Source organism: Allobosea sp. 01N443, from assembly GCF_056399325.1.
This window is the reverse complement of record NZ_JBFTRC010000062.1, coordinates 1-16,798: the sequence shown is the minus strand read 5'-3', so window position 1 is coordinate 16,798 and position 16,798 is coordinate 1. Positions and strand designations below refer to the sequence as shown.

Annotated in this window: 17 protein-coding genes and 1 pseudogene; 15 read left to right on the top strand and 3 right to left on the bottom strand. The window is 64.5% G+C overall.

What is annotated here, in order from left to right; translation table 11 throughout:
• Positions 1–142: 142 nt before the first annotated feature.
• Positions 143–892, bottom strand: a complete 750-nt coding sequence (locus AC1DRP_RS16860) for a TetR/AcrR family transcriptional regulator (RefSeq protein WP_476769036.1) — start codon at positions 890–892, stop codon at positions 143–145.
• Between AC1DRP_RS16860 and AC1DRP_RS16855 the strand changes: the two genes are divergently transcribed.
• The 9 genes and pseudogenes from AC1DRP_RS16855 (at position 891) to AC1DRP_RS16815 (ending at position 8,842) form a co-directional block, all read left to right on the top strand.
• The gene (locus AC1DRP_RS16855; RefSeq protein WP_476769035.1) at positions 891–2,342 is read left to right on the top strand and encodes an MFS transporter; all 1,452 of its coding nucleotides are present in this window, start codon (positions 891–893) and stop codon (positions 2,340–2,342) included. The genes AC1DRP_RS16860 and AC1DRP_RS16855 overlap by 2 nt on opposite strands.
• A 319-nt stretch (positions 2,343–2,661) precedes the next feature.
• Positions 2,662–2,877, top strand: a complete 216-nt coding sequence (locus AC1DRP_RS16850) for a thymidylate synthase (RefSeq protein WP_476769034.1) — start codon at positions 2,662–2,664, stop codon at positions 2,875–2,877.
• Positions 2,874–3,528: pseudogene (locus AC1DRP_RS16845) on the top strand (lysostaphin resistance A-like protein). Before AC1DRP_RS16850 ends, AC1DRP_RS16845 begins: the two are co-directional and overlap by 4 nt.
• A complete protein-coding gene (locus tag AC1DRP_RS16840) occupies positions 3,525–4,262 on the top strand; it encodes a dihydrofolate reductase (protein ID WP_476769033.1) in 738 nt (245 codons plus the stop codon). Before AC1DRP_RS16845 ends, AC1DRP_RS16840 begins: the two are co-directional and overlap by 4 nt.
• 150 nt (positions 4,263–4,412) lie before the next feature.
• Positions 4,413–5,579 (top strand): FtsH protease activity modulator HflK, encoded by a 1,167-nt coding sequence (hflK, locus tag AC1DRP_RS16835; RefSeq protein WP_441489263.1) that lies wholly within the window; start codon positions 4,413–4,415, stop codon positions 5,577–5,579.
• The gene (gene hflC, locus AC1DRP_RS16830) at positions 5,576–6,493 is read left to right on the top strand and encodes a protease modulator HflC (protein ID WP_476769032.1); all 918 of its coding nucleotides are present in this window, start codon (positions 5,576–5,578) and stop codon (positions 6,491–6,493) included. The genes hflK and hflC overlap by 4 nt, the downstream gene beginning before the upstream one ends.
• A 19-nt stretch (positions 6,494–6,512) precedes the next feature.
• The gene (locus AC1DRP_RS16825) at positions 6,513–6,704 is read left to right on the top strand and encodes a DUF2065 domain-containing protein (RefSeq protein ID WP_043237452.1); all 192 of its coding nucleotides are present in this window, start codon (positions 6,513–6,515) and stop codon (positions 6,702–6,704) included.
• 125 nt (positions 6,705–6,829) lie between these two features.
• On the top strand, positions 6,830–8,353 hold the full coding sequence (locus tag AC1DRP_RS16820; RefSeq protein WP_476769031.1) for a Do family serine endopeptidase: 1,524 nt from the start codon (positions 6,830–6,832) through the stop codon (positions 8,351–8,353).
• Positions 8,354–8,506: 153 nt separating this feature from the next.
• Positions 8,507–8,842: a DHCW motif cupin fold protein gene (locus AC1DRP_RS16815; protein WP_441489260.1), complete on the top strand. Its 336-nt coding sequence runs from the start codon at positions 8,507–8,509 to the stop codon at positions 8,840–8,842.
• 141 nt (positions 8,843–8,983) lie between these two features.
• On the opposite strand, the gene serB is transcribed toward AC1DRP_RS16815, so the two are convergent.
• A complete protein-coding gene (gene serB / locus AC1DRP_RS16810; protein ID WP_441508451.1) occupies positions 8,984–9,871 on the bottom strand; it encodes a phosphoserine phosphatase SerB in 888 nt (295 codons plus the stop codon).
• 18 nt (positions 9,872–9,889) lie between these two features.
• Between serB and miaA the strand changes: the two genes are divergently transcribed.
• Positions 9,890–10,810 (top strand): tRNA (adenosine(37)-N6)-dimethylallyltransferase MiaA, encoded by a 921-nt coding sequence (gene miaA, locus AC1DRP_RS16805; RefSeq protein WP_441508450.1) that lies wholly within the window; start codon positions 9,890–9,892, stop codon positions 10,808–10,810.
• A gap of 2 nt (positions 10,811–10,812) precedes the next feature.
• On the opposite strand, the gene AC1DRP_RS16800 is transcribed toward miaA, so the two are convergent.
• Entirely contained in the window at positions 10,813–12,273 is a 1,461-nt protein-coding gene (locus AC1DRP_RS16800; protein WP_441508449.1) for a GGDEF domain-containing protein, read from the bottom strand.
• 318 nt (positions 12,274–12,591) lie between these two features.
• Here AC1DRP_RS16800 and AC1DRP_RS16795 point away from each other — a divergent pair, with 318 nt between their 5' ends.
• The 5 genes from AC1DRP_RS16795 to AC1DRP_RS16775 are packed head-to-tail and all read left to right on the top strand — an operon-like array spanning position 12,592 to position 16,584.
• On the top strand, positions 12,592–14,352 hold the full coding sequence (locus AC1DRP_RS16795; protein WP_069879871.1) for an acetolactate synthase 3 large subunit: 1,761 nt from the start codon (positions 12,592–12,594) through the stop codon (positions 14,350–14,352).
• Positions 14,353–14,382: 30 nt separating this feature from the next.
• Positions 14,383–15,090, top strand: a complete 708-nt coding sequence (locus AC1DRP_RS16790) for an aspartate/glutamate racemase family protein (protein WP_476769030.1) — start codon at positions 14,383–14,385, stop codon at positions 15,088–15,090.
• Positions 15,087–15,776, top strand: a complete 690-nt coding sequence (locus tag AC1DRP_RS16785) for a glutathione S-transferase family protein (protein WP_441508447.1) — start codon at positions 15,087–15,089, stop codon at positions 15,774–15,776. The genes AC1DRP_RS16790 and AC1DRP_RS16785 overlap by 4 nt, the downstream gene beginning before the upstream one ends.
• Before the next feature lie 34 nt (positions 15,777–15,810).
• On the top strand, positions 15,811–16,353 hold the full coding sequence (gene ilvN, locus AC1DRP_RS16780; protein ID WP_476769029.1) for an acetolactate synthase small subunit: 543 nt from the start codon (positions 15,811–15,813) through the stop codon (positions 16,351–16,353).
• Between the two features lie 9 nt (positions 16,354–16,362).
• Positions 16,363–16,584, top strand: coding sequence for a hypothetical protein (locus AC1DRP_RS16775; RefSeq protein ID WP_476769028.1), 222 nt, complete (start codon positions 16,363–16,365; stop codon positions 16,582–16,584).
• The last annotated feature ends 214 nt before the right edge of the window (positions 16,585–16,798 follow it).

The window sequence follows — 16,798 nt, the reverse complement described above, 5'->3', positions numbered from 1 at the left end:
CCGCGCCCTCTCGCGGGCGGCAAGTTTGACCAACAGGTTCAGGGAAGGGGAGAGGGCCTGTTTCCCTCTGTCTCAAACGAAGGTTGCATTCTGTGGCCAGCGCCCCTGGCCGCCAGGGTATCCTGGCTGGCTGACGGGGGCGCTAGATGCTCTCCGCCCCAGACTGGTTGGGCACGATGACAGCCTCATGGGTGGGATCAACCAGGTCGCGCATCCTCTGCATGGCCAGGTCGCACATGGTCAGGAGGCGTTGCTCTGGCACGCCATCCCGCGCTTGCACGGAAAGGCCGTGCATCAGCGCAGTGACATAGTCGCCCATCGCGTCGGTGTCGGTATCCTGTCTCAGCTCGCCGGCGCGTACGGCTTGCACCAACCTGTCGACGATGGTCGCCGTTTGCTTCAGGCGGCGTTCGGCCAGCCATTCCCGCACGCGGTCATTCTCGACGGCGCAGTTGGTCGCGGCCGATACGACCATGCAACCCCATGGGCGTCCGGGCTTCGTGTAGGTCTCGACGGCGTCGCGTAGCATCCTTTCGACGGCCTTCACTGCGCTCGGCTCCTGGGCCAGCGCTCGTGCGACGAAGCTGCCGTCGCCTTCCTCGTAGAGCCCAACCGCCTCCCGGAACAAATCCTCCTTCGAGCCGAAGGCTGCGTAGATGCGTGCCGAGGCAAGACCCAGCGCCGCCACCAGATCAGCAATCGACGTTCCCTCGTAGCCGCGTGCCCAGAATGCGTCGCGAGCCCTTTCAAGCGCCAGATCTCGATCGAACTCCCGTGGCCGCGCCATCGATGCCTCCATTCTTTGATGATCGGTAAATAATTCGCTTGACTCCGGTTGGCAAGCTTTCATTCTTTGTCGATCAACAAAGAACGAGGAAGCGGAGACACGCATGAGCGCATCGGAACTGGCATCGCTGCCCGACGGATCATCGGTCAGGGGAGGTCTTGGGGGAAAACGCGGCGCGACATTGGCGCTGCTMGCCTTCGCGCAACTGATCATCGCACTCGACCTCAACATCGTCTTCGTCGCGTTGCCGGAGATCGGCGCGGGCCTGGGCTTTTCGGGCCAGACCCTGCAATGGGTGGTCAGTGTCTACACGGTGTTCACCGGTGGCTTCCTGCTGTTCGGCGGCCGGGCAGCCGACCTGATCGGCCAGCGGCGAATGTTCGTCTTTGCCCTTTGGCTCTATGCGCTGTCGTCATTGATCGGTGGCTTGGCCTGGAGCCCTGAAGTCATCATCCTGGCGCGCGCGGTTCAGGGTATCGGAGGCGCATTCCTGTTTCCGGCGACATTGTCCCTGGTCAACCGCCTGTTTGCCGAGGGGCCGGAGCGCAACAGGGCACTCGCTGTCTGGGGTGGCGCCGGAGCAAGCGGCCTCACGATCGGTTCGATCGCCGGTGGTCTCCTCACCAGTGCCTTTGGCTGGCCCTCAGTGTTCTATGTCAATGTCGCGCTCGCCGGCATTGCCATCGTCGCGGCATTCCTCGTCATCCCGCGGGACCCGAAGCGGCATGAACGCCGCAGCTTCGACCTGCCGGGCGCGCTGACCGTCACGGCCGGGGCGACACTGCTCGTCTTCGCGCTTGTGCAGGGGCCGGAATATGGCTGGGGTTCGGGCAGCATCATCTGGAGTTTTGTCCTGGCTGCCGCCCTGCTCACCGCTTTCGTGGTGATCGAAGCACGGAGTGCCGATCCGCTCATGCCCTTGCGCTTGTTCCGCAATCGCAGCCTCCTGACCGGAATGACAATCACATTCCTGTACATGGCGACATTCGGCACACTGCCCTATTTTCTGACGGTGTTGTTCCAGAACGTGCAGGGTTTCACAGCTCTTCAGACCGGGCTTGCGTTTCTGGTCCCCTCGATAGCGATTGCTGTGGGGACGCAGGTCGGCGAGCGGTTGGCTACGCGGCTTTCGATCCGCGCCACGCTGATTGGCGGCATGGCCGTGGGGGCTGTCGGAACGGCACTGATGGTCCCCGGCGCTACTGCGGAAAGCAGCTACCTCATCATCCTCCCAGGGCTGATCATTTCCGGCATAGGTCAGGGTGTTGTCTGGACCGGCATGTGGATTGCGGCCGCGTCCGGCGTTCATCATGACGAGCAGGGCGTCGCCTCGGGAATGGCGTCGACAACGCTGAATGTCGGCAACGCCATTGGCCTTGCGGTTCTCATCGCCGTTGCCAATTCCCAGATCGGCGGATTGGCAGGCGGTGCGTTGCGGATCGCCGTGGCCGAGGGCATCCAACGGGCGTTCTGGCTGGCGGCCGCAGGCATCGTCCTCAGCATTATCGTCGCCCTCGTTGCGCAACAGAAGCAGCCGAAGGCTGACAGCGTGTGAACCTCGGCCGTCGCGGTGCGAAGCGGAGATGGCCGTCGTGCGCCATCTCGAGCCTTCGGCACGATGCTGCATGGCGCCATCTTCGGTCCATCGCTTCGGTCATGAGGCGGTGGCCTCTTGGCTTCAGATGGGGGCGCCAGCCGTGCCTGCGGCGAACGGCGAAGCTAGCGCTCTCGTCTTCGGGGCTGYGGCATGCTGCTGACCGTGAGGGCGTGCTTGCGGACTGATCCGGGGAGCTGCCGGTTCGACTGATGGCGCGTTGTCTCGGTTCATCCTAAGGAGTAACGAAGCGATCGTAGCGATTCTGCGGATAATGCGCGTGCTCGGAAAGCCGTTTAACACCGTAAGCCACGCGTTGCCGACCCAGATCGCCGCCCGGGTGACGGAGTTCGGCTTCGGCGAAGCTGCGCACTTCTTCGGTGATCCACATCGCTATCTGGGCCGTCTCGACCAGTCCCGGCTGCAGCTCAATTCGGACGTGGCGCTCGAAGCCTCCGACGCGCACGCGGCGATCAAGGCACCGATCGCGGGATGATGGACCGCGCAGTTGTTCCGGCGTTCGGGCAGGTTCTGTTTGCGGTCGCGCTCGGGTATGCGGGGGTGGTTGGTGCCGCGGTTCTGGCCACAGCGCTCGTTGGCCGTCCCCTTGGTTTCGATGCTCGCGAGACTGCGTTCTTTCTGAGCGTTGGGCTTGGCACGGCGTTCGCAGTCGGGGCGATGAGCGATCTACCATGGCGGCGTGCATTGGCCCTTTCCTGGCCGGCGGATAGGCGCATCGTCATCCGGTTCGTGGCCGTGTTGCTGCTCGTACTGGCTATCGAGGCGACCGTCGCCGCATCGGGGCTGCTAGGGTCGCTCGAAGACATCAAGGCGATGTCCAGCTCGGAGCGCAGTTGGCTCGGTTTTCTGAATGCGGTGCTGCTCGCTCCCGTGGTCGAGGAAGCGTTGTTCCGTGGCCTGCTGTTCACGCGGTTGCGCCGGCGCTTCTCCGCATGGCCGGCCCTGGCGATCGTGAGTGGCCTTCGGACTGCTGCATATCGAGAACGGACTGCTGCACGTCGTATCGGTTCTGCCGGCTGGCGCGTTCCTGAGCTATGCACGCGAGGTTTCCGGCGGAATCGGCCTACCCATTCTGCTGCATGCCTGCATGAATCTGGCGATCGTAGTCGCGGGGACCTTCCTATGACCCTTTCCATCCGTCCAGCCCGGCCCGACGAGGCTGGGCTCGTCCTGACCTTCATCAGGGAGCTCGCCGAATACGAAGAGCTTCTGCACGAGGTCGCGGCCAGCGAAGAGCAACTCGCGCAGGCCCTGTTCGGGCCAGATCCCAAGGTCGCCTGCGATATCGCCGAATGGGAAGGTGCGCCTGCGGGATTCGCCGTCTGGTTCTATACCTATTCGACCTTCTCGGGCCGCCATGGCATCTGGCTCGAGGATCTCTATGTCCGGCCTGAATTCCGCGGCAAAGGCATCGGCAAGGCCCTGATCGCAGGGCTGGCGAAGCGCTTTCGTGGCCTGACGCTCGGCCGGCCGGTGCTGATGGGGCGAAAGACCTTTCTCTCGATCGGAAAGCCGTTGCCGGGGCGCGAGACCATCGTCCTGACACGCGATCCCGGTTTTAATGCCGACGGCGTTCATGTCGCGCATGGCCTCGACGAGGCGATCGAGGCCGGTCAGCGGCTGGGCCTCGCGATGGGCGCGGATTCCGTCACTGTTGCGGGGGGCGCCGAGATCTACGCCCAGGCCTTGCCGTTGGCCGATCGGGTTGAACTGACCCAGGTTCACGCTGAGCCCGAAGGCGATGCCCTTTTTCCGGTCTGGGACAGGGCGGCGTTCGAGCGCGTGAAGCAGGAGAACCACCCTCGCAGTGCCGATGACGAGCATGCTTTCACCTTCGCGACCTTTCGCCGCCGGGCCTGAACGCTGTTTCCGTTGACGATGAAGGGCTTGCGTCGTTGACGAATCCGTGTCCGATGACCAAGTCACGGACACGCGTTCCCTAAGGGCGCTGACAAACAGCCGCCGTTCGCCTATGGCACGTGTGGTACAGATGTGAGGAACGGCACGAGTATGCCTTGGAGCAACCAGAGCGGCGGTAGCGGTGGCGGCGGGGGAGGACCCTGGGGCCAGCGCGGAAGTGGTGGCGGCGGCGGCGGCCCGTGGGGGCAGGGCCCCGGAGGCAGTGGCGGTGGTTCGCCACCGGATCTGGAAGAAATTTTGCGCCGTAGTCAGGATCGGTTGAAGGATTTACTGCCGGGCGGCAATCTCGGCGGACGTGGCCTGGTTCTCGGCATCCTGGCCCTGATCGTGATCTGGCTGATGACGGGCTGGTATATCGTCCGGCCGAACGAGGTTGGTCTCAACCTCCGCTTCGGCAAATATATCGGCAAGACCGGCGAAGGCCTGAACTACAACTGGCCCTACCCGATCGGTAGCGTGATCAAGCCCCAGGTCACCAATGTGATCACGACGGAAGTCGGCTTCCGCACCATCGAATCGGTCCGCACCTCACGCCAGACGGATGTCGGCGAAGAGAGCCTGATGCTGACCGGCGACGAGAACATCGTCGATATCGACGTGATCGTGCAGTGGCAGATCGATCCGGCCGCGCCGGAGAATTATGTCTTCAATATCCAGGATCCGCCGGGCACGGTGAAGGCTGTGGCCGAGAGCGCGATGCGCGAGGTGATCGGCCAGCGCAACATCCAGCCCGTGCTGACGACGGATCGTGCCGCAATCGAGACCGAAGTGCGCCAGTTGATGCAGGAGACGCTCGACAGCTACAAGGCTGGCGTGCAGATCCGCCTCGTCCAGCTGCAGAAGGTCGATCCGCCGCAGCAGGTCATCGACGCGTTCCGTGACGTTCAGGCGGCGCGCTCCGACCAGGAACGCCTGCGCAACGAAGCGCAGACCTATGCCAATCGGGTCGTGCCGGAATCGCGCGGTCGTGCGGCGCAACTGGTCCAGTCGGCGGAAGCCTTCAAGGAGCAGACCGTCGCGGAAGCCCGCGGCCAGGCCAGCCGCTTCAATGCTGTCTATCTGCAGTACAAGGCGGCGCCGGCCGTGACCCGCGAGCGTCTCTTCCTCGAGACGATGGAGCGTGTGCTCGGTGGCACCGACAAGATCATCCTCGACCAGAGGGGTAACGGGCAAAGTGTCGTGCCTTACCTGCCGCTGAACGAACTCCAGCAACGGCGCGCTGCGCCGGGTGCGCCGCAGGCGGGAGCGACCCGATGAACGGTTCCATCCTGCGCATTGGTGCGCTTGTCCTCCTCGCCGTCGCCGCGATCGTCTTCTATGCCGCGACCTTCGTGGTCCAGCAGACCCAGTCGGCCATCGTGTTGCGCTTCGGCGCGGTCCGCAGCGTCGTCACCGCTCCGGGCATCTACCTGAAGCTGCCGGCCCCCTTCGAGCAGGTGACTCTGCTCGACAACCGCATCCTCGATCTCGACCTTCCCGCCCAGGAAATCATCGCGTCGGATCAGAAGCGGCTCGTCGTCGACGCCTTCACGCGCTACCGGATCTCCGATCCGCTGCGCTTCTACCAGGCGGTGAACAACATCCCGCGGGCCAACTCGCAGCTTGCCTCGATCGTCAATGGTCAGGTTCGCGCGGTCCTCGCCGATGCCAGCTTCATCTCGGTGGTCCGGACCGACCGGTCGCGGCTGATGAGCCGTATCCGCGACGACGTGAACCGCGAGGCGGCCCGCTTCGGCATGAYGGTCGTCGATGTCCGCCTGCGTCGGGTCGATCTGCCGCAAGCGAACTCGCAGGCGGTGTTCCAGCGCATGCAGACCGAGCGTCAGCGCGAGGCTGCCGAGGCGCGTGCGCTTGGCGCCCAGCAGGCGCAGGAGATCAGGGCCCGAGCCGAGCGTGACGCGACCGTGATCGTCGCCGAAGCCCAGCGTCGTTCCGACGAGATCCGAGGCGAGGGCGAGGGCGAGCGGAACAAGGTCTTCGCCGAGGCTTTCGGCAAGGATCCCGAGTTCTTCACCTTCTATCGCTCGATGCAGGCCTATGAGGCGAGCATCAAGCCGGGGGACACGCGGATGCTGCTTTCGCCGGATTCGCCGTTCTTCCGCTACTTCAACGACCCTACGGGACGTCCCCAGAGCTCGGCTGCAACGCCGGCCCCGGCGGCCAATCCCTGATCGATAGCGAGCGTCGCGTATGCTGGATTTCATCGCGGCGCTCGGCCTCGTCTTCGCCATCGAAGGCATCTTGTTCGCAGCGATTCCAAATCTGGCGAAGGATGCCTTGCGCAGCGCAGCGGAGACGCCAGCAGACCGAATGCGGCTGATCGGTATCGGTTCAGCCGTGTTCGGGGTACTCCTCGTCTGGCTCGTACGCATCGGGGTGTAGAAGCGGCGGTCGGAATGCCTGGTGACGTGATTGTGTGTCGCCCTTCCGCCGCAATTTGAGGTTCAATCTCTAGGCCAACATCCTGGCCGCACGATCGGCCTGCTTCTTCACGAGGACCCTGATTGATGGCACTGAAAATCGTTTCCGCTTCCGGGCTTGCGCGGGCCGCGCTCGTGGCCGGCGTCGCGGCGCTGCCGATGCTGGCGACGCCTGTGATCGCCCAGCCGCCGACGGGAGTGTCGCCGCTGGTCCAGGGGCAGATTTCGCTCGCCGACCTGGCCGAGCGGGTGATGCCGGCGGTGGTCAATATCTCGGCTGTCACGACGAGCGACACGCGCAGCCGCAACCTGCCGCAACTGCCGCAGCTCGGCCCCGATACGCCCTTCGGCGATCTGTTCGAGGAGTTCTTCAACCGCCGCGGTCAGGGCCAGCAGGGCCAGGGCCAGGGCCAGCCGCCGCAGCAGCGACGGTCGCAATCGGCCGGCTCGGGCTTCGTGATCGATTCCTCCGGCATCGTCGTCACCAACAACCACGTCATCGGTGACGCCAACGAAATCACGGTGATCTTCAACAGTGGCCTGCGCCTGAAGGCGGAGATCATCGGCAAGGACACCAAGGTCGATCTCGCGGTGCTGCGCGTGAAGCACGACAAGCCGCTCGATGCCGTCAAGTTCGGGGATTCCGACAAGATGCGGATCGGCGACCCTGTCATGGCGATCGGCAATCCGTTCGGCCTCGGCAGCTCCGTGTCGTCGGGCATCGTCTCGGCCCGCAACCGYGATATCCAGCAGGGCCCCTACGACACCTATATCCAGACCGATGCGGCCATCAACAAGGGCAATTCCGGCGGCCCGCTGTTCAACATGGCCGGTGAAGTCATTGGCATCAACACCGCGATCCTGTCGCCGACCGGCGGCTCCGTCGGCATCGGCTTTGCCGTTCCCTCGTCGCTGGCGGTCAATGTCGTCGATCAGCTCCGTGAGTTCGGCGAGACCCGCCGCGGCTGGCTCGGCGTCCGTATCCAGAGCGTCGACGACGCCACGGCCGAGGCGCTCGGTCTCGGCACGGCGCGCGGCGCGCTCGTTGCCGGCATCGATGACAAGGGCCCGGCCAAGCCGGYGGGGCTTGAAGTGGGCGATGTCATCGTCAAGTTCGACGGTAAGGAAGTGAAGGATTCGCGCGATCTGCCGCGGATTGTCGCCGGTACGGCGGTCGGCAAGGATGCGCCGATCACGGTGGTCCGCAAGGGCAAGGAAGTCGTCAAGACGGTCAAGCTCGGCCGGCTCGAGGATGGCGAGAAGGTCCAGCAGGCCTCTGCCAAGCCGAATGCCGAACCGGCCAAGCCCGCCGTGACCACGGCCTTGGGTCTGGAACTCTCGCAGCAGACGGACGAGCTCAGGAAGCGCTACTCCATCAAGGACGGCACCAAGGGCGTTGTGATCACCAAGGTCGATCCCAACTCCAATGCCGCGGACAAGCGCATCTCGATCGGTGAACTGATCGTCGAGGTTGGCCAGGAGGCGGTGAACTCGCCCGAGGACGTGACCAAGCGCCTGGATGCGCTGAAGAAGGAGGGCAAGAAGTCGGCTCTGCTTCTGGTCGCGAACGGGCAGGGTGAGGTTCGTTTCGTCGCGGTCACGATGAACTGACCAAGCTGGTCTTGGACAGGATCAAGGGCGGCCCTCGTGGCCGCCCTTTTCATTTCTCCGGATTGCGATCGGGCCGATGAGCAATTTGCATTGGTTGCGCTCCGTTCGGTGTGCGATCAGGGCGACGAGCAGCGGAGTGGATATGCGATGCGGATGAGCGAGATTCCTTTCGGAACGGTCGACTGGAGTTCAGTGGAGCCGGTGCGTCACCCAGGCGAGAAGGGCGAGGCGATCTGGCGCACGCGTTTCTTCGGACCGGCGGAAAATGCGATCAGGGTTCGCATGGTCGAGTACTCCGCGGGCTACGTCTCGGATCACTGGTGCTCGAAGGGGCATGTCCTGCTCTGCCTCGAGGGCGAATTGGAGACCGTGCTGGAAGACGGTCGCGCTTTCACGCTCCGGCCTGGCATGAGCTATCAGGTCGCCGATCAGGCCGAGGCGCATCGCTCACAGGCGCCCAGGGGCGCAAAGCTGTTCATCGTCGACTAAAGCATCGGCCCGAAAAGTGGATTGCGGTTTTCGGGAAAGCCGATGCAAACACAAGGATCATCGGCCGAAGGGCGGATTGCGGGGCGATGCAGACACCGAAGCCTGGCTTATCGGGCGGGATTCGCGATCCGGTGCGATAATTCAGGCTTGGATGATCTCGTCGCCGCGATAGCCCTGAGCGTAGAGCAGCGCCGTCAGATCCGCGTGGTCGAGCCGGGCATCTGCCGCAGCCGCAACCGCCGGCTTCGCTCTGAAGGCGACGCCAAGCCCGGCCTCGCCGAGCATCGCGAGATCGTTGGCACCGTCGCCGACCGCCAATGTCGCGGCTCTTGAAAGGCTGCGCTGCTCGCGCAGTTCGACAAGCGAGTCCAGCTTGGCCTGTTTGCCGAGGATCGGGGCTTCGACTTCGCCGGTCAGGACGCCGTTTGCGACAAGGAGCGTGTTGGAACGATCTTCGTCGAAGCCGATGGTCGCGCCGAGCGGGCCCGTGAACACGGTGAAGCCACCCGAGACCAGCGCCGTATAGGCTCCGTTGGCGCGCATGGTGCGCACCAGTTGCCGGCCTCCGGGCGTCAGCGTGATGCGCTCGCGGATGATCTCGTCCACGACCGATGCCGGGACGCCCTTCAGCAGCGCCACGCGCTCGCGCAGCGCCGGTTCAAAGGCAATCTCGCCGCGCATGGCGCGTTCGGTGATGCTTGCGACCTTGTCCTTGAGCCCGACATAGGCGGCGAGTTCGTCGATGCATTCCTGACCGATCATGGTCGAATCCATGTCGGCGAGGAACAGCGCCTTACGGCGTGTCGCCGCCGGCTGGACAATGATATCGACCGCGGTTCCGTCGAGCGCCGCCCGAATGTCGGCTTCGAGCTTGCGTGCGTCCGCCCCATCCGCGAAGAGGTCTGCTGCGACCTCGTCATCCAGGCGGGCTTGCCGGGTTACGCCGGATACGGCATTGGCGAGACGCGTCAGCAGGGCGTCGCTCAGCAGCGCCTGGCCGTGAGCGGAAACAAGTGTCGCGACGAGCATGAGAAGGACCGATTGAGCGTGGCGTACAGGGCGGTGCTCATCGCAGGTCCTACGGCGAGCGGCAAGTCCGCGCTGGCGATCGAGATCGCGCGCCGCTTTGGCGGAACCGTCGTCAATGCGGATTCGATGCAGGTCTATGCCGATCTGCGGATCATCACCGCGCGGCCGACGATCGACGACGAGGCGATGGTTCCTCACCGTCTCTATGGCCATGTCGACGGCGCCGTGAACCATTCGGCGATGCGCTATGTCGCTGATGTCAGCGCGCTCCTCGACGAGCTGGCGGGCAACGGGTCGCTTCCGGTGCTGGTMGGCGGGACGGGGCTCTACTTCAAGGCGCTGACCGAGGGCCTTTCGGAAATCCCGCCGGTGCCCGAGGCAGTTCGCTCGGCCTTTCGTGCCCATGCCGAGGCGCGCGAGACGGCTGCGCTCCATGTCGAACTTCAACGCTGCGATCCCGTCATGGCCGAGCGGCTGCGTCCGAGCGACCGCATGCGGATCATGAGAGCGCTGGAAGTCTTTGCCGCGACCGGGCGGTCGCTGGCAAGTTTTCAGGGCGCACGCAAGCCAGGCCCGCTGGACGGGGGAGCGCTGCTCCAGCTTTTCGTCTCGCCCGAACGCGATCTGGTGCGTGCCCGCATCGATCGACGCTTCGAGCAGATGATGGGGGAGGGCGCCCTCGAAGAGGTTACAGCGCTACGGGCGCGCGGGCTCGATCCCCTGCTGCCGGTCATGCGCGCGCATGGCGTGCCCGGCCTGATCGCCCATCTCGACGGGGCGCTCAGCCTCAAGGAAGCCATTGCCAGGGGGCAGGCCGACACGCGTGCCTATGCGAAGCGCCAGGTCACGTGGTTCCGTCACCAGATGGCGGGCTGGCATGCTGTAGCCCCCGAGGCCGCTCTCGGCTTTGCGCTGCGCGAGCTGGAGACACGGGCCTGAGATCAGGCGGCTTCGGCGACGTCTGCCCCCGCGAAGCGGATGCAGTCGCGGCCTTCGTGCTTGGCGCGGTACAAGGCGCTGTCGGCGCGCGCAAAGAACTCCGCGAAGCTCTCCGCACTCTCGCGGGTCGCCACCCCGAGGCTCGCAGTGACACGCAGGGACATCGTCTCGGAGGTCGGCAGTTCGCGCATCGTCAGCGCATCCTGGATACGATGGGCGATGCGCATCGCGGCCGCGGAGCCGGTGCGTGGCAGGAAGACGGCGAACTCCTCACCGCCGAAACGCCCCACCAGATCGCGCTCGGGCCTGACCAGGCCAAGCAGGAGATCGGCGAAGGCCCTGATCACGGCATCGCCGGCGACATGGCCATGCGTGTCGTTGACGCTCTTGAAGTGGTCGATGTCGACGATGATCAGGGACGCATCGTCACCGTCCGTTTCGCACGCGAGGATCTCGCGATTGGCCTTCTCGATGAAGGAGCGCCGGTTCAGGAGTGCGGTCAGCGGATCTGTCTCGGCAAGGCGGCGCAGTTCCTGCTCGCGTTCCTCGCGCTGGCCGATCTCATGCGACAGCGCCCGTCGGGTCGCACGCTCCCGGCCGATCTCGAGCGCCAGCGTTGCGGCCCGGCTCTGCAGCGTCAGGTTCGCGATCATCAGCTCGGAGATGTCGGTGAGCGTGATCACCAGCCCGTCGCCGAGCGGCGCCAGTGCGAGCTGGAGCCAGATCTCACGGCCATTCACCGTAAAGCTGGATTCGAAGATGTCGTTGCGGCGCAGCTCGATGGCATAGAGGCAGCGGCGCCAGATCATGGCGTCAGAGAGGAAGGGCAGGCTCGTGCGGGCGTCCGTGTCGAGCAGGTTCTCGTCGGGATGGCCCGCCATCAGTGCCGCGCGGCGATTGGCGGTGATGATGATCGTGCGCTCGATATTGCCGTCATCGTCGCGTACGGCCCGCAATGCGACAATGCCGCTGGGCGAGGTCTCCAGAACCGTGGTCAGCAGTTCCTCGCGGAATTGCAGCGGCCGGCTGAAGACGACAAGGAAGCGATCGCCATTTGTGCCGGTGGTCGGCAGGACCAGTCGCTCCCACAGGCACACCCGGACGGTCTTGAGGGAGCGATGCACCGTATACATCGGCTTGCCGTGCGTCAGGGCCTGATCATAGCATTGGATCGTGAACCGGGCGACCTGAGGGGTCATCTGCGAGATGCGTTCGCTCTGCCGGCTGCCGCCGACATAGCGTGTGATTTCGCGGCCGTAATGCTCATAGCGATAGTCGCCGTCTCCGGTCGGGACACACACCATGAGGTCGTCGCCGAAGCGGGGCATGAGGTCCTTGAGCAGCGCCTCGTAGGAGACGCCGCCTGCGCCAGGGGCATGCAGGGCAAAGCGCTGCAGAAGTTCGGCCACTTCCGGCGCATGGGCGCGTTCGACGATATTTTCGGTGTGCACTTCCTGATACATGGCGGCCCCGTTTCGCGCGCAAGGACCTTAGCAAGGCCGTTCTTGAAAAAGTGTTCCCTTTCGTCATGGGATTTTCGGAACTGAGGGCCATGAGTTTTTGCAGCTTGACCATGCCAAACCGGTCGTCTAGCGTGCCGCAATTATCGCAAAGGATGTCGGGCGCGATGCGCAAGCTTATTCTCGTACGGGTGCGCTGGTAGGGGGCGGTTGAACAAACCGCTTGGCCCCTGACGCCAGCGCACGCCCAGGCCCCTCCGAGGGCCTTTTTTATTGCCCGATTTTCCCTGAACTGACCCGAAGACCCCCGAGGAGAGCGACATGAGCGAGATGATGACCGGCGCGGAAATGGTCGTCCGTGCGCTTCAGGATCAAGGCGTCGAACATCTGTTCGGCTACCCCGGCGGCGCCGTGCTGCCGATCTATGACGCGCTCTTCCTCCAGGACAAGGTGAAGCACATTCTGGTCCGGCACGAGCAGGGTGCCGTCCATTCAGCGGAGGGGTATGCGCGCTCCTCKGGCAAGGTTGGCTGCGTCCTGGTGACCTCCGGCCCCGGCGCGACCAACGCCGTCACCGGGTTGACCGACGCGCTGCTCGACTCGATCCCGGTTGTCGTCATCACCGGGCAGGTCCCGACGCATCTGATCGGCTCCGACGCCTTCCAGGAATGCGATACGGTCGGCATCACGCGTTCCTGCACCAAGCATAATTATCTCGTGAAGAGCATCGCGGATCTGCCGCGCATCCTGCACGAGGCTTTCTATGTCGCCGCCAACGGCCGTCCCGGGCCGGTCGTCGTCGACATTCCGAAGGACATCCAGTTCGCCAAGGGCGAGTACACCCGCCCGCGCGACAACCAGCACAAGACCTACCGTCCGACGGTCAAGGGGGACCTGAACAAGATCAGGGCCGCAGTCGAACTGATGGCCAAGGCGAAGCGCCCGATCTTCTACACTGGCGGCGGCGTCATCAATTCCGGCACGCACGCCTCGGCGCTGCTGCGCGAACTGGCGCGGCTGACCGGCTATCCCGTCACCTCGACACTGATGGGGCTGGGCGCTTTCCCGGCGGCCGACAAGCAGTGGCTCGGCATGCTGGGCATGCACGGCACCTACGAAGCCAATCTTGCGATGCATGACTGCGACGTCATGATCAATATCGGCGCACGCTTCGACGACCGCATCACCGGTCGGCTCGACGCCTTCTCGCCACGCTCGAAGAAGATCCATGTCGATATCGACCCGTCCTCGATCAACAAGAACGTCAAGATCGACATCGGCATCGTCGGTGATTGCGCCCATGTCCTGGAGGACATGGTCCGGATCTGGCGCGAGACGAGCCCGCAGGTCGACAAGGAGGCCTTGAAGGGCTGGTGGGAGCAGATCAGCGGCTGGCGCGCGCGCAACAGCCTCGGCTACAAGCAGTCCGGTGCGGTCATCAAGCCGCAATACGCGATCGAGCGGCTCTATGAGCTGACCAAGGATCGCGACACCTACATCACCACCGAAGTCGGCCAGCACCAGATGTGGGCGGCGCAGTACTTCCACTTCCAGGAGCCGAACCGCTGGATGACCTCCGGCGGACTCGGCACCATGGGCTACGGCCTGCCGGCGGCAATCGGCGTGCAGATGGCCCATCCGAAGGCGCTGGTCGTCGACATCGCCGGCGAAGCCTCCATCCTGATGAACATGCAGGAGATGTCGACGGCGGTGCAGCACCGGCTGCCGGTCAAGATCTTCATCCTGAACAACGAATATATGGGCATGGTTCGTCAATGGCAGGAACTGCTGCATGGCGGGCGCTATTCGGAGAGCTATTCGGCTTCGTTGCCCGATTTCGTGAAGCTCGCGGAAGCCTATGGCGGCCACGGCATCCGCTGCTCGGATCCGGACCAGCTCGATGATGCGATCCGCGAGATGATCGATACGCCAAAGCCGGTGATCTTCGACTGCCTTGTTGCGAAGGAAGAGAACTGCTTCCCGATGATCCCGTCGGGCAAGGCCCATAACGAGATGATCCTGCCCGATTTCGAGGGAAATACGGGCGATATCATCGATGCCAGGGGCAAGCAGCTTGTCTGACGATCGGCAAGCGGGCGAGGAGGCGCGGGCATGAGCACGATCGGCCTGATCGGCGGCATGAGCTGGGAATCGACTGCGGTTTATTACCGGCTGCTCAATGAGCGGGTGCGCGCCCTTCGGGGCGGGCTGCACTCGGCGGATGTGCTGCTGCATTCGCTCGATTTCGCGCCGATCGCCGAGATGCAGGCGAGCGGGGACTGGGCTGCGGCCGGCCATCTCCTGGCCGACAGCGCCATCCGGCTCGAGCGGGCGGGCGTGAACTGTATCCTGCTGTGCACCAATACCATGCACAAGCTGGCGGACCGGATCACGGCTGCGACTCGCGTGCCGTTCCTGCATCTGGCCGACGTGACCGCGACGGCGATCCGCAAAAGCCCGTCGCGGCGGCCGCTATTGCTGGCGACGCGCTTCACGATGGAACAGGCTTTTTATCGCGAGCGCCTCGCTGCGTTCGGCGTCGAGGCCATGGTTCCCGATGCCGAACAGCGCGACGATGTCCATCGCATCATCTACGAGGAACTCTGCCGTGGTCGGATCGAGCCTGCCTCGAAGGCACGCTATCTCGACATCGTCGCAGCGGCGGTAAAGCAGGGCGCGGACGGGGTGATCCTTGGCTGCACCGAGATCACCCTCCTGGTCTCGCAAGCGGATTTCGACATCCCGGTCTTCGACACGACGGCGCTGCATGTCGAAGCGGCGCTCGATTTCGGCCTGGAAACGGCGAGCCAGGCGGCATGAAGCTCCTGATCGGAAACAAGTGCTACTCGTCCTGGTCGCTGCGGGCCTGGCTCGTGCTGCGCGCCAAGGGCATTGCCTTCGATGAGAAGCTCGTCCTGCTCGACGAGCCTGGCTTCAAGGAGGCGATCTTCGCCGAGGCTCCGGGCAGCGGCGGCACCGTGCCAACGCTGGTCGACGGGGACATTGCGGCGTGGGAGACGCTCGCGATCATGGAATACCTGCATGACAGCTATCCCGATCTCGGGATCTGGCCAAGGGACCGGGCGGCGCGCGCCCATGCCCGTGCCATGTCGAGCGAGATGCATGCTGGCTTCTTCGCGTTGCGCCGGGCCTGTCCGATGAATCTCGGCAAGCGCTTTGCGGCACGCGATCGCGGGGGCGACGTCGCGAAGGATGTCGCCCGTATCACTGCACTCTGGCGCGAGGCTCGCTCCCGCTTCGGCGAGGCGGAGGGAGGGCCCTTCCTCTTCGGCGGCTTCTCGGCAGCCGATGCCATGTATGCGCCCGTCGTCACAAGGCTCGATACCTATTCGATCCCGGTCGACCCGGTCAGTGCGGCCTATATGGCCGCGGTGCTCGACCATCCCTCCTATCGGGATTGGCTGAAGGCCGCCCTGGCCGAGCCCTGGATCGTAACCCAGGACGAGGTCGACGAGCCCGCCATCGCCAATCTCCGTCACGTCTAGTTCCGAATTCCGCTTCAGCTCCTGCAGGTGTCCGATGCCGACGTCAGCCACGCATTATCCGAACGCTCCCAAGATCCAGCCGGTCGCCCGCCACACGCTGGCGGTGATCGTCGACAATGAACCGGGCGTTCTCGCCCGCATCGCCGGGCTGTTCTCGGGCCGCGGCTACAATATCGAGAGCCTCACCGTCTCGGAAACCGAGCACGAGAAGCACATCTCGCGCATCACCGTGGTCACGTCGGGCACCGCCAACGTCATCGAGCAAATCAAGGCACATCTCGACCGGCTGGTGCCCGTGCACCGGGTCGTCGACCTGACGCTGCAGGGCGAGGCGCTGGAGCGCGAGCTTGCCTTGGTCAAGGTCGTCGGCAAGGGCGACCATCGGKTCGAGGCAATGCGGCTTGCGGCGGCTTTCGGCGCGCGCACACTCGATGCCTCCCTGACCTCCTTCGTCTTCGAGCTCACGGGCTCGACCGAGGAGATCGAGCGGTTCATCAAGCTGATGACCGTGGTCGGGCTCACCGAAGTCTCGCGCACCGGCATCGCGGCGATGAGCCGTGGCCCTGAGGCGATGTGATCTAGGGCGATGGATGCGGCTTCGCTCAATATGGTGGCGCTTGCGCTCGGGGGGGCCGGGTTCGGCTGCTTCGCCTGGCCGATCATCCAGCGGCTCAATGGCAAGGCGCCGCCGGAAGCTCCCGGCAGCGGCAAGAGCCTGCGTTCGCCGCTGTGGTGGGCGGGCTTCCTGCTGACGATTGYGGCGATCTTCCTGCAGCGCATCGCKAGCCAGCAGGCGGGAGGAGGCTAGCTGTTTGATCCCGGGCTTTGATGGTGCAGTCTTTTCGCGTGAGTGGAAGGAGGCGCTATGGGCCAGGTTCACCATGGGAGCGCCACGACGACAGAGGCGGTTCGTCGAGCGATACAGCATAGTCAAGAGAGCCTGAGGGCTCTGGGGAGCGCCACGACGACAGAGGCGGTTCGTCGAGCGATACAGCATAGTCAAGAGAGCCTGAGGGCTCTGG

What these genes read in the sequence shown, in the direction of transcription:
- AC1DRP_RS16860 (WP_476769036.1), bottom strand. Translation starts at nt 892, where the DNA reads ATGCGTGTCTCCGCTTCCTCGTTCTTTGTTGATCGACAAAGAATGAAA.
- AC1DRP_RS16840 (WP_476769033.1), top strand. Translation starts at nt 3,525, where the DNA reads ATGACCCTTTCCATCCGTCCAGCCCGGCCCGACGAGGCTGGGCTCGTC.
- hflK (WP_441489263.1), top strand. Translation starts at nt 4,413, where the DNA reads ATGCCTTGGAGCAACCAGAGCGGCGGTAGCGGTGGCGGCGGGGGAGGA.
- AC1DRP_RS16825 (WP_043237452.1), top strand. Translation starts at nt 6,513, where the DNA reads ATGCTGGATTTCATCGCGGCGCTCGGCCTCGTCTTCGCCATCGAAGGC.
- AC1DRP_RS16815 (WP_441489260.1), top strand. Translation starts at nt 8,507, where the DNA reads ATGAGCGAGATTCCTTTCGGAACGGTCGACTGGAGTTCAGTGGAGCCG.
- serB (WP_441508451.1), bottom strand. Translation starts at nt 9,871, where the DNA reads ATGCTCGTCGCGACACTTGTTTCCGCTCACGGCCAGGCGCTGCTGAGC.
- AC1DRP_RS16800 (WP_441508449.1), bottom strand. Translation starts at nt 12,273, where the DNA reads ATGTATCAGGAAGTGCACACCGAAAATATCGTCGAACGCGCCCATGCG.
- AC1DRP_RS16790 (WP_476769030.1), top strand. Translation starts at nt 14,383, where the DNA reads ATGAGCACGATCGGCCTGATCGGCGGCATGAGCTGGGAATCGACTGCG.
- AC1DRP_RS16785 (WP_441508447.1), top strand. Translation starts at nt 15,087, where the DNA reads ATGAAGCTCCTGATCGGAAACAAGTGCTACTCGTCCTGGTCGCTGCGG.